Source organism: Flavobacterium sp. TN-1 (genome assembly GCF_052828645.1).
The window spans coordinates 2,645,251-2,658,303 of the sequence record NZ_CM128253.1; the positions used below are offsets into that span (position 1 = coordinate 2,645,251).

18 protein-coding genes are annotated in these 13,053 nt (G+C 37.1%); 2 read left to right on the forward strand and 16 right to left on the reverse strand.

Annotated features, from left to right (window positions below):
• Positions 1-21: 21 nt before the first annotated feature.
• The 16 genes from ACUXZJ_RS11845 to ACUXZJ_RS11920 all read right to left on the reverse strand — a co-directional run bounded on the left by ACUXZJ_RS11845 (position 22) and on the right by ACUXZJ_RS11920 (position 10,874).
• Positions 22-261, reverse strand: coding sequence for a hypothetical protein (locus ACUXZJ_RS11845; RefSeq protein ID WP_446195078.1), 240 nt, complete (start codon positions 259-261; stop codon positions 22-24).
• 18 nt (positions 262-279) lie between these two features.
• The gene (locus tag ACUXZJ_RS11850) at positions 280-825 is read right to left on the reverse strand and encodes a hypothetical protein (RefSeq protein WP_444647716.1); all 546 of its coding nucleotides are present in this window, start codon (positions 823-825) and stop codon (positions 280-282) included.
• Complete coding sequence (locus ACUXZJ_RS11855) at positions 822-1,799, reverse strand: hypothetical protein (RefSeq protein WP_089047042.1); 978 nt, start codon at positions 1,797-1,799, stop codon at positions 822-824. The genes ACUXZJ_RS11850 and ACUXZJ_RS11855 overlap by 4 nt, the downstream gene beginning before the upstream one ends.
• The gene (locus ACUXZJ_RS11860) at positions 1,783-2,397 is read right to left on the reverse strand and encodes a DUF6046 domain-containing protein (RefSeq protein WP_089047043.1); all 615 of its coding nucleotides are present in this window, start codon (positions 2,395-2,397) and stop codon (positions 1,783-1,785) included. Before ACUXZJ_RS11860 ends, ACUXZJ_RS11855 begins: the two co-directional genes overlap by 17 nt.
• Positions 2,398-2,403: 6 nt before the next feature.
• Positions 2,404-4,767 (reverse strand): phage tail tape measure protein, encoded by a 2,364-nt coding sequence (locus ACUXZJ_RS11865; RefSeq protein WP_446195081.1) that lies wholly within the window; start codon positions 4,765-4,767, stop codon positions 2,404-2,406.
• A gap of 175 nt (positions 4,768-4,942) precedes the next feature.
• Positions 4,943-5,095 (reverse strand): hypothetical protein, encoded by a 153-nt coding sequence (locus tag ACUXZJ_RS11870; RefSeq protein WP_165782030.1) that lies wholly within the window; start codon positions 5,093-5,095, stop codon positions 4,943-4,945.
• Positions 5,096-5,142: 47 nt separating this feature from the next.
• The gene (locus ACUXZJ_RS11875) at positions 5,143-5,460 is read right to left on the reverse strand and encodes a hypothetical protein (RefSeq protein WP_446195083.1); all 318 of its coding nucleotides are present in this window, start codon (positions 5,458-5,460) and stop codon (positions 5,143-5,145) included.
• A gap of 24 nt (positions 5,461-5,484) precedes the next feature.
• Complete coding sequence (locus tag ACUXZJ_RS11880) at positions 5,485-5,919, reverse strand: hypothetical protein (protein ID WP_089047000.1); 435 nt, start codon at positions 5,917-5,919, stop codon at positions 5,485-5,487.
• 3 nt (positions 5,920-5,922) lie between these two features.
• Positions 5,923-6,330: a DUF2586 family protein gene (locus tag ACUXZJ_RS11885; RefSeq protein WP_446195085.1), complete on the reverse strand. Its 408-nt coding sequence runs from the start codon at positions 6,328-6,330 to the stop codon at positions 5,923-5,925.
• 3 nt (positions 6,331-6,333) lie between these two features.
• Positions 6,334-7,509 (reverse strand): DUF2586 family protein, encoded by a 1,176-nt coding sequence (locus tag ACUXZJ_RS11890; RefSeq protein ID WP_446195087.1) that lies wholly within the window; start codon positions 7,507-7,509, stop codon positions 6,334-6,336.
• A complete protein-coding gene (locus ACUXZJ_RS11895; protein WP_089047002.1) occupies positions 7,509-7,913 on the reverse strand; it encodes a hypothetical protein in 405 nt (134 codons plus the stop codon). The genes ACUXZJ_RS11890 and ACUXZJ_RS11895 overlap by 1 nt, the downstream gene beginning before the upstream one ends.
• Positions 7,914-7,924: 11 nt before the next feature.
• Positions 7,925-8,095 carry a hypothetical protein gene (locus ACUXZJ_RS11900; protein WP_318257257.1) on the reverse strand — a complete coding sequence of 57 codons (171 nt, stop codon included), beginning with the start codon at positions 8,093-8,095 and terminating at the stop codon, positions 7,925-7,927.
• Between the two features lie 24 nt (positions 8,096-8,119).
• The gene (locus ACUXZJ_RS11905) at positions 8,120-8,575 is read right to left on the reverse strand and encodes a CHAP domain-containing protein (RefSeq protein WP_089047003.1); all 456 of its coding nucleotides are present in this window, start codon (positions 8,573-8,575) and stop codon (positions 8,120-8,122) included.
• Positions 8,572-8,940: a hypothetical protein gene (locus ACUXZJ_RS11910; RefSeq protein ID WP_089047004.1), complete on the reverse strand. Its 369-nt coding sequence runs from the start codon at positions 8,938-8,940 to the stop codon at positions 8,572-8,574. The genes ACUXZJ_RS11905 and ACUXZJ_RS11910 overlap by 4 nt, the downstream gene beginning before the upstream one ends.
• A 60-nt stretch (positions 8,941-9,000) precedes the next feature.
• On the reverse strand, positions 9,001-9,924 hold the full coding sequence (locus ACUXZJ_RS11915; protein WP_103714949.1) for a hypothetical protein: 924 nt from the start codon (positions 9,922-9,924) through the stop codon (positions 9,001-9,003).
• A gap of 5 nt (positions 9,925-9,929) precedes the next feature.
• The gene (locus ACUXZJ_RS11920; RefSeq protein ID WP_444647718.1) at positions 9,930-10,874 is read right to left on the reverse strand and encodes an HK97 family phage prohead protease; all 945 of its coding nucleotides are present in this window, start codon (positions 10,872-10,874) and stop codon (positions 9,930-9,932) included.
• Between the two features lie 170 nt (positions 10,875-11,044).
• Here ACUXZJ_RS11920 and ACUXZJ_RS11925 point away from each other — a divergent pair, with 170 nt between their 5' ends.
• Both ACUXZJ_RS11925 and terL read left to right on the forward strand, forming a co-directional pair.
• Positions 11,045-11,473: a terminase gpP N-terminus-related DNA-binding protein gene (locus ACUXZJ_RS11925; RefSeq protein ID WP_089047007.1), complete on the forward strand. Its 429-nt coding sequence runs from the start codon at positions 11,045-11,047 to the stop codon at positions 11,471-11,473.
• Positions 11,473-13,053 (forward strand): phage terminase large subunit, encoded by a 1,581-nt coding sequence (gene terL / locus ACUXZJ_RS11930; RefSeq protein WP_089047008.1) that lies wholly within the window; start codon positions 11,473-11,475, stop codon positions 13,051-13,053. The genes ACUXZJ_RS11925 and terL overlap by 1 nt, the downstream gene beginning before the upstream one ends.

Genomic DNA, 13,053 nt, shown 5'->3' on the forward strand with positions numbered 1-13,053 from the left:
CAATTCCTGTAGTACCTATATTTAAAATCTCAATATCAAACCCATCTGCTTCCAATTGAACTTTAATGTTTCTTTTAAAAATCTATCAATCAAACCACTTTGTGATTTAATCAAATTCACGCCCAAATCAGGATTCTCTTTCCATTCGCCTTGCTGACTATTTAGGATTAGTTCCAAATGTTGTTGGTCGGAATTAGCTACAAAAAAATCTCCGTTTGCAAACATTAAATCGTTATCCTTGTCTAGTACAAAATCTTTCATTTTAAATTGGTTTTAAAATCATTTTAAAAAAGCATTAAATCGAGCTTCAATTTTTACAAAATCATCTAAATTGTTTAATAATGTTGTCGATCCCGTTTGTGCCGTGGGTCCTCCTGTTGTACTAACAGTATAGGTTTGAGCTTGTAATGCTTTGAGCAAATCGCTCATTAATGCTTTGAGCGTTTCATTCTCTTTTTTCAAACTAAAACCCTCGTTATTAATTTCTAAAATGGTTTGATTTTGCTTAAAACTCATTTTATCATTTAAAACCTCTAAAACGGTGTTTTTTATTTGAATACTTAGCAAATCAATCTCACCCGTATTAGCTAGTATAGCCGTTTCCTTATTGATGAAAACAACACACACCAAACTTTCTAGTTTTGGCATAATCAGCAATCCACCGTTGTCGCTATCTGCCTGCAGATAGACGTCTATTATTGTTGCCGAACCATCTAACGGTTGCACATCACACGTTTTTGTTTCTTGGTCTATAGCTATAACAGTACCCACTTTTGCATATACTTCATCGTCGGTTTTTGCTAATTTTTGAAAGATTTCTTTCATTTTAAGTTGATATTTAAAGGTTGCCCGAGTTCTATTTTTTGTCTAAAACCATTTACTCCAAAATCAATTTCATTTTTTTTTACCAAGTAAGTTCCGCTATTACCATCACTGGCAAAAATTTCCACTTCGTCGCATTTTCTTACCATAGGTTGTCCAAAAGTTTCAAAGCTTCCTTTGAAGCCACTTTGTTTATAGCGTTCTAAAGCTTGGTTCGCATATTTTTTTAATTCTGCTTCGGTCAATCCATCGATGCGTATTTTTATAACATCCCCATCGGTGTCGCCTACCTCGACATAGGTTTTTTTATGTTTTGCCCCAAAACTTGTTGCTTCTACTTTGGCTCTTATTTCGTTTACATCTCGATACTCAAAGCTTTCGGATATGATATTTTTACCGTGCTTGAAATAAATTCTTTGTTTCCCATCGGTAGGATATGCCAACCCGATATACAATACACTTTTTCCATCTATCACTCTAAAGTAACTTTGAAGCATGTGCTTTTCTTTCAACTCTTGTAAGGCTTCAGCAATGGTTGGTTTAGTAATTCTGTAACTGCCTAAAGCAATATTTTCAATCAGCTGATAACTGATTGTTGTACCATTAAGTAAATGAACGATAACATCATTAAGGTTTGCTTTTTTAAAAGCTTTTGGTTCTGCTTTTTTTTGCTTGAGTAAAAACATCCCATCTTCACATTTTATCCGAACGGGGCTTTTAGCATCTACTGATCGGATAAAGCCTGTAAATCGAATGTCTAATTCATTATCATAACCTAGTTTTACCGTAATTGCATCACCTCGTTTTATGGGTACAATTCCTTTTTCTTTCGATTCCCAAACAATCTTTTTTGGTAATTCTATTTCACAAGTGTCAGTAAGCGTGCCTATATCTTCAATAATTTTTACGGTGTGTACCGCATAAAAAACCCAAGTAGCATCGCCTTGAATGGTTATTTCACTACTTAGCCTTAACATCGTCTTGCTTTAGCTTAATTTGATACGGCGCATCAGATAATAATGAAATACTGATCCCTTGACGGTTACTGTGTGTCTCCTGGATTAGATTGTAATTTTTTACCACAACCGACTTGATATTAAATATGTCTAAAAAATCACTTTGGATTTGTAAGGCATCTTTAACCTCAAGCATTCTACACAAATCCTCGACTTTGCTTTTAGGATAATCGTAACTAGCCGATACATTTTCGCCATCTTCTTTATAATTATTGATACCTGCTTCAAGTGTTATTGAATAATCCCCATCGGATATATATTCTTTAATTGTTCCATCCCTTCCTTGCAATGGAGTGGTGACAATATTTCGCTCCTGGTTAATGGTCATAATACATTCCACTATTTCAATATCTTTCAACCCTTTGTAACGCAAGGCTACAGAAGTAAGAAAAGGAACGCCTTCTAGTTCTTTTATCGATTCAAATCGTGGAATGGCATTTTCACCATCAACCTGTAAAAACTTATCTCTTTTTCGTACTATTCTAAAAAGTAGGTTTTGCGCTGCTCCCTTTGCAAATTGTTCAGCATCGGGAAATTGAAATTGTATTGGGCTTTCCATTATTTTTTAACTTTCTAATCCTAAACTATAATCGGCTACACCTGTTAACAAAGCTTCTTTTATGGCATTTACAATAGCTTGTTTGTCCATTGCCATACCATTTTGATTGTAAATATTTATGCTTTCGACCAATTTGGTAATGTTTAAATTACCAACGGTTTTACCGCTTGACCCTTTAGCATCGTTTTTCTCTTTTACGGTTTTAGCTGAGTCAGAACCTATGGTTTTTGTTTTCGGGATTCCGCCTTTGGTCACGTCAAAAATGCCAGCTACATCCATCGATGGAGCATTCTTTTTTGCTTTTGCTTTTTTCTTGGCTTTTGGATGATCTTCGTCGTAGCTTTTAGCTCCTTTTTTTTCACCTTGTTTATAGGCTACTGTTACATCGGTCATACCTTCAGTTGAGAAAAGTGATTTCAATAACTTCTTAACAGGTGCAAAAACTTTAGAAAGTTTAGCCATAATTTTCTCAAATAAACTTACAATCCAATCCCAAACACATCCAAAAGCATTTTTTAAAGGTTGTAAAAGCCATTCATCAATCAATTGAATGAAAAAAGAAAATGCTTTTTTAAAACCTTGAAAAGCCTGTATCGCTGTATTTTTTATGTTGTCAAATACTGAAATTGTAGCTTGAAAAACCCACTTAACAGCTGATACAATACCGTTGAAAACCCATTTGATGAAATCCCATATTTTTCCAAAGACCATTTTAATTACTTCCCAATGCGCTAAGAATATTGGTTTGACAAACTGCCAAACTCGACCAATCACCACACCTATATTGTGAAAAACTGCTTTAGCCGCTTCCCAAATTCCAAATAAGATTTCTCTAAAACGCTTGGAATGATCCCACAATAATTTGACAATTACTATTACTACCATCACGGCGGCGATAATCCACCCAATTACTGGGATACTCATAATTGCAGCCGAAAAAGCTCGTACCCCCCCTGTAGCTCCAAGCATAGCATTACGAACCGAGTTAGTGGCACTACTATAAATACGTGAAGCAATTGCCCCAATGGTCATTTGTGCATTAATACTCATGATTTTTTCACGGTACCAGTGTGCAATGCGTCCACCAATACCCATGCTTACGGTATTAGTATTAGTGGCTACGGTATCGGCATTTGTTGCGAAAATTTTTCCCCATATATGCGTTTTAAATGCACCTGTAACGGAACTCAACGCATTTAGAGAAACTGCCATTTGTCCCATTACCGAAATTGCATTAAAAGCTTGTTGTGTATAAGGCATAATGGACTCGGTTAGATTGAAAAAACTAATTTTCAAATCTTCAATTTTAGCTTTCCAACGATTCATTTGTTCCTGGTAACTACCCATTACCACATTAGCCTGGTCAACTGCCGAATTTGTATTTGTAATTTGTTTCGCTAATACATCCGCTTGATCAGCTCCTTTAATCATTGCAATACCCGCCGCCATGTTTTCTTTACCGAAAACTTTAGTCATCAAGGCAGTATCATTCATAACAGGGCGAAGCATACGTAAACGGTCGGTTAACGGAATACTCGCATCGGCTAATGTTACTGTACTAATACCCAATTGTTTCAATCCTTCCGTTGCATCTTTGCTTGCGAATCTCCCTTCAGATAAAGTGGTCAAAACATTTCGTAAGGCTACACCTCCTTCAGCGCCTTTTTTTCCTGACTTATCTAAGAGCTGAATTTGGGCATTGGTTTCCACAAAACTTAATCCTGTTGTTTTAGCAACCATTCCGACTTGTTCTAACGCCGACTGTATTTGTGGCAGTTCTGCAGAACCTACCTGTGCACCAGCCGCCATGACGTTCATCATATCTGCCATAACTTTAGCAGCGGCTATTGGGTTTTCGGTACTCACCCCGAATTGGTTCATTGCCGTTGTTAGAACGTTTGTCGCCGCTACCGTATCACCGCCCATTGATTTGGACAACACGTTTACATTGTTACCCATCATTTTCATTGCTTCAGCATTTTTAGCAATGGCTGGATCAAGCTGTGAAAGAATTAGTTTATACGATTCAACGTTTGCCGAAGCGTCAGTTCCAAAAGTCTTCGCTGTGCTTCTTGCTGCGCTTTCTATACGGTCGAGTGCATCGCCAGTAACGTTAGTTATCGCACTTAATTCCGACATTTGGGAGTTAAGTGTAATGCCTGGCTTTAACAATTCATTTAAACCATCTTTTATCTGGTTTATTCCTTCAAAGGCCAGACTAAAGGAAAGTAAACTTTTGTAACAATCTCCTAAGCTTTTAGTTGTATTATTACTAGCATTCTGTACTTCATTTAAACTATTGTTTATTCCACCAATAACACTAGTTGCATTAGTTGAAAATTGAAGGTTAAAAGGAAGTACTGAACTCATTTTTTATTATATTTGAATAAAAATTTAGATATGCGTAACTATAAACTAACTAAACTTGGCTATTTCTTTTTTTTAAGTCTTATTGTTTCATTTTTTATTAATCCCTTAGTTTTCGGTATAGTAGTTGGACTTTGGCTTTGGATACCTTTTCTAATTGCACTTAATAAAAAATAAATTAGCCAAACATCTCCTTATACAATTCCGCTTGATTTTTCAAACGCCATTGTTCTAGCCATTGCGCTTGTGCATACAACTTAGCCCACTCACTTATTGGTATTATTTCAGGATTCACATTGAAATTAGCGCGAATTAAGGCATCGCCTTTCATTCGCTCTAATTCAGGATTTTCAACTTGTTGCTCTCCCGTGAGAGAGCTTACAAGTTTTTTACGCTAACCGAAAATGAATTCATGTGTTGCGCCAAGCTCTCTACTGCTTTCAACTTTAAGAAGTCTCTAACTGCAATGGCTTCATCAGCAACAACAACACAATTGTCATATAAAGCTATCGTTCCTTTGATGGCGTTTTTTTCACCAATTGAGCCCGTTGCTTCTAAAGTTTTGAAGTTGGGTTCCTTAAAAATAGCATTGTACTCTTGTTCTCCCTGTCTTACAGTCCCTACAATTAAAAAATCGTGTTTCTGTTTTAGTTCTAGGATTTCGTTATCCGTTAAACCGCAAATATTTTGATTCATTTTAAAATGATTTTAAAAAGGTTACTAAACTGATTTTTGTTCGATGTGAGACAGAATAAGTTCCAATTCAATTGGCTTACTCAAATCTCCTTCCTTCCAGTCGAAAGGTGTTTTTTTGAATTCGCAATTTTTTAGTAAATGCGTTACGAGTGCACCACCGTCTGGCTGATAGCAAACAGTAATGGTAAAAGGGGCGATTTTATGTAACTGATTATTTGGTGCTCCAGCTTTCAATCCCATAACCGTCCCTGAAAGTAATGTAACTGAAGCTGTAGTTTTCACACGACCATAGCCACGACTTACAGGATGTCTGCCCGCTCCATAAATGTTATCCTTTTCTTGTTCCTCTTCGTATTTTATTGCGGTAATTCCCATAACAGGTACCCCCGCAATAGTCACCGCTAAATCTGCCCAGCCGTATTCTCTCCCGTTAATTAATGGAGTGATGTCTAATCCCATTTTTTATTTTTTTAAGGTTAAACCTATTTTAACTTCTATATTTCTCAACACCCCAACAGGGATAAGTTTTACTAGTACTTCTAATTTTGAAGTACGCAAAACTTGTTGTGTCGGGTCAATAGTTACACTATAACCACTCAATTCAGCATCACGCATCATTTGGTCTAAAGGTTCAGCGGCCAATGCTTCTAAACCGCTAACGGTTTCCGCTCTTAAAAATCCAGAATCCGCATCAATGTAAGCAGGTCCCGAAAGTTGATGTCTGCCCGCTCCATAAATGTTATCCTTTTCTTGTTCCTCTTCGTATTTTATTGCGGTAATTCCCATAACAGGTACCCCCGCAATAGTCACCGCTAAATCTGCCCAGCCGTATTCTCTCCCGTTAATTAATGGAGTGATGTCTAATCCCATTTTTTATTTTTTTAAGGTTAAACCTATTTTAACTTCTATATTTCTCAACACCCCAACAGGGATAAGTTTTACTAGTACTTCTAATTTTGAAGTACGCAAAACTTGTTGTGTCGGGTCAATAGTTACACTATAACCACTCAATTCAGCATCACGCATCATTTGGTCTAAAGGTTCAGCGGCCAATGCTTCTAAACCGCTAACGGTTTCCGCTCTTAAAAATCCAGAATCCGCATCAATGTAAGCAGGTCCCGAAAGTTTAGGAAGTAACTTTTTATTAATTTGGCGAATAGCTTTGTCAATCGTGCGGTTGTTTTCGATATACAAAAAGTCACTTTCAATATCTCCTGCCGTAGCACTTGAATTAAAATAAGTACCAGTAGTTCCTACGTGCTTAATCCCGAAGATGTAGCCTTTATCGTGCAAGCTCGCAATTTGCGATTGGGTGTAATCTCTTGCTAAACTACCATCGCAAAATCCAACTATATCCATTTCACGCGCTAATACGCTACCACCCGTTAATTGTTTGGGATATGCTGTAGTTACCATGTTGAATTTTTCAACCCATTCAATAGATTCGTGTACATTGGCTGATGCTAATGCTCCGAGAACTGTACCAATAAAAGAGTGTGAAGGTTGTAGCGTTTTCAAATAGCTACCACGACCGCCTGCATCTTGACCTAATACCACCGAAACACGATCGCATTTAAGCAAGTGTAAATTGGGTAATGTTAACATATCTGCAGTTGCAACTTTCATGGAAAGCAAAATACTTAACGGTGTATTATTGCTTGCAATAGCAACTGCTAAAGCATTCAAAGTTGTAATGGCATTTGTAAGTTGCGAAACTGACGATTTGTAGTCGCAAATCGCTAATTGCTTGATGCTCCCTTCAGCAAAGTTTTGAAGCACTTTTACTTCCGAATAATTTCCGTCCGAAACGGCTACACTTTGAATATATAGTTTCGCTCCTGGACTCATTCGGTAGAATTCACTCACATGATAATGTAATACTGGGTGACTGGTTTCGGTAACTCCTAGCGATGGGAGTTCGTCTATTGACAACAATACATTTTTTTTAAAAGCAACATCTCCATAAACAATAAGTCCCGAAACATGGTCATCGCCCGCAATTTTACGAGCTAAACCTCCATTTTGTCGAATAAACTTAATCCCGTTCATTACTTTTTATTTTTGTTGTCAGATTCCGTTTTAGCCTCTTCTTTTCCCTCAGTACCTTCTTTTTTCTCTGTACTTCCAGTAGTTTCAGCTCCTTCAAATAACTCAGGCGAAGTGGTTAGCTGTTTTTCGTCAGTTGCTTGAATGTCTTTTTGTTCATGTTTCACAGTTTCTTGCTTTGCCTTTTCTTGTTTTTCAGCTTTAGCAGGTTTGATTTCCTTTGCTGTATCATTTACTTTCTTTTGAAAAGAATTATTACGCAAATGCTTTTTCACTTTGTCATCTTCCAAAGATTTAGCGTGATTTTTTGCATCACCTATCAAATAGAAAGCGTTGCCGTCTGAGGTTGTGAAAATTTCATCCAACTTTGGATTTTCGTCAAAAATTTTGTTTACTATATCTTGCATGATTTTTCGTATTATGAATTAGATAATTTATGAGCAAATAACTTAATGACCGTATCAACACTTATAAATCGTGCGATAAATCGAAGTACACGACCAGCATTGGTAGTCGCAGGACTTTTTGAATATTCTTGTGCGGCGGTATCTAAAACCTCCTTAAGAACTGGTGGAATTTCGTCAGGCATTTTTAAAAGTGTTTTAAAAGGTTTTTAAATTTTCAAATAGCCTTTAATGTCGGCTATGTTTCTTGTTCGTCTGCAAACTGCGTAACCTTCACGGCTACCGTCTGCGTTTGTGTTCCCTTCAATAGTTTGTATTTTTCCATTAGGCAGTACTTTTTCCACAAATCCCGTGTGTCCTAAACCTTTGCCAAAATCCATGATAAACACATAACCTGCTTTAGGTTTAGTTTGTCTTAGTTCAGGTTTACTATTCCACTGGTCTAGTACTCCAGCCGTTTTCTTTAAAGGGTTTGGAATGCCTGCTTTTTTGGAAGCTTCCAAAACACACCAATAAACGAATGCCATGCACCAGGAATACCCTTTTGTAAGTCCTACACTTTTTAAATAGATTTCTACCTCGGGACCCGCATTACTGCCCTTGGGAATCTCTGTTACTCCGATTTGCCTTGTGGCCACTTCTAAAGAGGATTGCGCTAGTGTCATGACTTCCCGTTTAACTGTTTATATTTTCTTAGTTGTTCTGTGAGTTTTTCAATTTCGTCGATGAGTTGCTCTGTTTTTTCATCGCGTTCACGAATGATTTTGTCTCGTTTTTCGATTTCAGCGATTAATATTTCAATCTTTTCGTCACGTTCACGAATTCTTTTGTCCCTTTCTTCTATCGCTTTTATTGCATCATTTAATCGTTTAGCAGCATCATCAAGTAAATTTTGATAGAATGAAGCTGATTTTACTTCATTGTCAATATCCATGGACTTAACTTGAACATTCTCTTTTTTTCGTCCGAAAAGCCAACCTATAAAGCCTGTTGAAAAGGCTACAAAAATTGTGTAAATGACTTTTTCCATTTCTTTATAAAAATGCCGTACCGAAATGATGCACGGCATTTGATTTATTTGATTTATTTTTTAAATGATTGCTCCAATTAATTCTTTTTTAAATGGAGTTGCTAAGAAATAATGACGGTAAGCCAAGTCATTGGTTTGACCACTTGGATTATTCTCAGCCTTAACAAAATATTGCTTCGTTAAACCTGTTTTTTTAGCAATGCCGTATTTATAGAACGCTACCGATGCTATTTTGTCAGTTCCAGCAGGAATAGATGAATAAGGTTTTTTAGCTCCAGACACATCATATCTTGGCATTTTTGAATATTGGAATATTTCAAACCCTAAGATTACTGGTGCAGGTTCTCCTTTTACATAGTCCACTAACTGATTTCCAAAATTTTTACGATCCATTAGTAAATCATTCCAGTGATTGTTGCACAACACTAAGCGTCTGTCCTCTTCAGGGATTCCAGCTTTATCACATAAATCCTTAAATGCTACTAAATCTTCATAGACTAATCGTAAACGTCCAGTTGGGTCCGTTAACGGAGTTGCTCCACCACCACCAGTAGCCGAAAAAATAGGCGTTTTTGTAGTGTTTACTTGTGGTGCAATCGAGTGAATTGCCTTCGAATATTTAGAAGATGTAATTCCTTTAACTCCTTTTTTTGTTACGGTGTCGATTTTATCGTAACTGGCTCCCATAATTTGGTCGTCTGATACCGTTATAACCTTTGTTTGATATTTATCTAATGAAAAACTCAAAGTACCATCTTCATACTGTTGTACAGGAATCGGATAAGTCGTGTTGTTTATCAAAATATCAACATCAAAATCAGTTGTTGCGATATGAATTACATTTGATTCCGTTGCTGTGTTTTCGCCAAATTGCGAAACATCGGCGTCAAGTTCTGGCACACCTTCTAACCAAGGTGCCTGATCTGAATTGTCAAGGTTTTCTCTAACTCGATCTACCCATACTTCAGGGAAATTTGCTGGCATAAGTTTTACTTGTTTTTAGTGAATAATTTTTTGTACTCGTCTGGGTTTTCGTCCTTGAACTTTAATTGTTCAGTCTGACTAAGCTTTAAAAAAGCTTCTTTGGTAGTTACACTACCTGAATTTGCTGGAGGAGTAACCGAAGCAGATAAATTGGCTTTTGTTGGGATTGATTCCAAAGTAGATTTTGCCAAATTGAAGTCGGCTTTGGCTAAGTTGATGAAGTCTTCTTTTTTGGTTGCTGGAATTCGCCCTTCTTTGATAGACAACTCAACTAATTCTGTAATTTTTGTTTCTTGTTCAGCTTCAAATTTGGCTTCAAGGCTTAAATTTTTAGCTTTCAAATTGGTGTTTTCTGTTTGTAAAGCTAAAACGGCTTGTTCCACCGCATCGACATCTACCTCAGGGGTGTTTTTATCGAATTTTAATGCCGTCAATACGGCTAATGATAAAGTGATTTTTTTCATATCTATAATTTCAAATTCATTTGTTTTGAGGGATAAGCATAGCGATTGAATTTCATCATCAGTATACGCTTCATTATCGGATTTGTACAATTGAACCGATGCTTTGTTAGAAGGGACAGCCACAATGGAAACCTCGGTTAACTCACATTTTGTTAACACCACTTTCCCTCCTATATAGCTCAAGTCTTCTGGGTGAAATAAAATCCCCATCGAACAGCCTTTGATGTGTCCTCTTTGTACTTTGCCTACTATTTTTTGTACTTCCTCATCTTCGATGTCGAATACAGGGAACCCTAAAAGCATTCCGTTTTCTGTGTACATTCCTTCCCAATGCCCTAACACACTTTCATTAGCGTTAATATGATTGCTTAACATCACGGGATTATCATTAAATCTAGCTAATGAAATTCCGTTAGTAGCAATGAAAAAACCGTGGTGGTTTTCTGTATTCTCGTCATTGAAAATAAAAGGTTTTGGCTTTGGCATTTTTTTGTGTTTTGTTGATGCAAATTTGGGGTGGTTTTGTCCTGAAAAAAAAGAAAGTACAAACAGCTAAACACTTATAAATACTGGCTTTTTATGTGCTTTTAGTCGCTTTACAGCTTCGTAAATTTTTGCTTTTTTAGTTTGAATTTTGCCTATAAAACAGTATAAAAATGGCACGTTCAAAAGATGCAATCAGGCAAAAAGCAGAAGCGTATTACATAGAAAATTTTGAGGCTACTCAAAAGGAAGTCGCCGACCTTTTTGGCGTGCTTCAACCCACCGTGAGTGCGTGGGTAAATAAATATGATTGGGATGAAAAACGTTTTAACTTCCACGCCTCACCCACAAAAATTAAGCAACTCCTGCAACAAGAGTTGTTACTTGTGGCAAGTGGCGAACCTCCCAAGTTGCACGCCGATTCTATCTCTAAACTAATGTCTGCCGTTGACAAACTGGACAAAACCGCTGATCCAATAGTAGTGCATAAAATTTTGAAAGATTTAGACCTATTCATTTCACAAATAGATCCTCAGTTTGCCAGCAAATGCACAGGGTTTCACAAACAATTTTTATTGCATAGGATAAGCCTAGAAAGCTAATGAGTACAGAAAATAAAAAGTATAGCAAATTAGTACAGGACTACGATAAGCACTGCCTTAGAATAGATCAAGCTACTTCCATCAATATACATGAAACGGCAAAAGAGAAAGCTGATAGAATTAAGCATTTAGAAGGTGATTATGTTAGGTGGTTTGAATATTACTTCCCGAATTATGCTAAAAAGAAATCAGCTTGGTTTCACAAACAATTAGCGAAACTAATCATTCAAAACAAGCGTTTACGTTTGCTTGCTGAAATGTATCGTTCGGCGGGAAAGTCTGTGCATATCGACATGGGGATTCCGTTGTTTTTATACCTGGTAAAGGGTGAACTAAAGTTCATGCTACTTATTGGCGAAACGGAACCCAAGGCTAATAAATTACTATCAGGCATACAAGCGCAATTGCAATTTAATAACCGTATAAAAAACGACTACGGCGAAAAGTTTAGCCAGGGTAATTGGGCGGATGGTGATTTCACTACTGCGGACGGGGTTCGATTCATGTCCATTGGTTTTGGGCAAAATCCGCGTGGAGCTCGTGAACAAGCAGACCGCCCGGACTACATTGTAGTCGATGACGTGGACAGCAAAAAACACGTAAACAATGACCGTATGATGCGGGAATCAGTGGATTTTATTACTGAAGACATTTGGGGATGCTTCGACACCGATGAAGATGCCATCGAGCGATTTGTTTATGCAAACAACAACTTCAACAAAAACAGTATTACCAACCGTTTGAAAATTTATTTCAAAGAGGTTATCAATGCTCCTGTGGATGAAGATGAAGAAGACTATGATAACGATATAATCTTTGAAGTTTTAACTGTTTGTGCCGTCAAGAACTTGGAAGACTTCGAACCTGAATGGCCTGAAAAAACAACCGCTTTATATTGGAAGAAGAAGTTTAAAAAAATGCCTTACCGCTCCTTTATGCGGGAGTATATGCACGTGCATATTGAGGATGGGGCGATCTTCAAGTATGAAGACATTCAGCACAAAAAAGGCTTACCACTAAAAGAGTACGAGGCATTGTGTTTATATGGTGACTTATCCTATAAAGTAAATGCCGATTATAAAGCACTTGTTTTGGCAGGAATGAAGGGCAAAGAATATCACATCCTGTTAGCTTATTTGCAACAAAAAAGCCGGGCGCATGCTGCCAAATGGTTGTACGATATGTATGAACGATTTGGGTTTGATAATTTAAACATTCGCTATTTGATTGAAGGACTTTTTGCCATGGATGAATTCGTTTCAGACTTCGATGCTGAAGGCGAAAAACGGGGCTATTACATCCCTGTAGTAGCTGATAAAAGAAGTAAAGCGGACAAGTACGACCGTGTGGAAAGTTTGTCCGGGCATTTTGAACGGAAGAATGTTTTTTTCAATTCGGACGACATTCCAGATAGTGACATTCAAACGTTAATTGACCAGTTTTTAGCCTTTGAAAAAGGAAGTGAAGCCCATGACGATGGTCCCGATGCTACGCATGGTGCTTTTTCTTATTTAACCAAAAGAACTCGAAAAACCACAAGCACTTATGCATTTGGTTCTAGGGTTAGCAATAAATTTTAA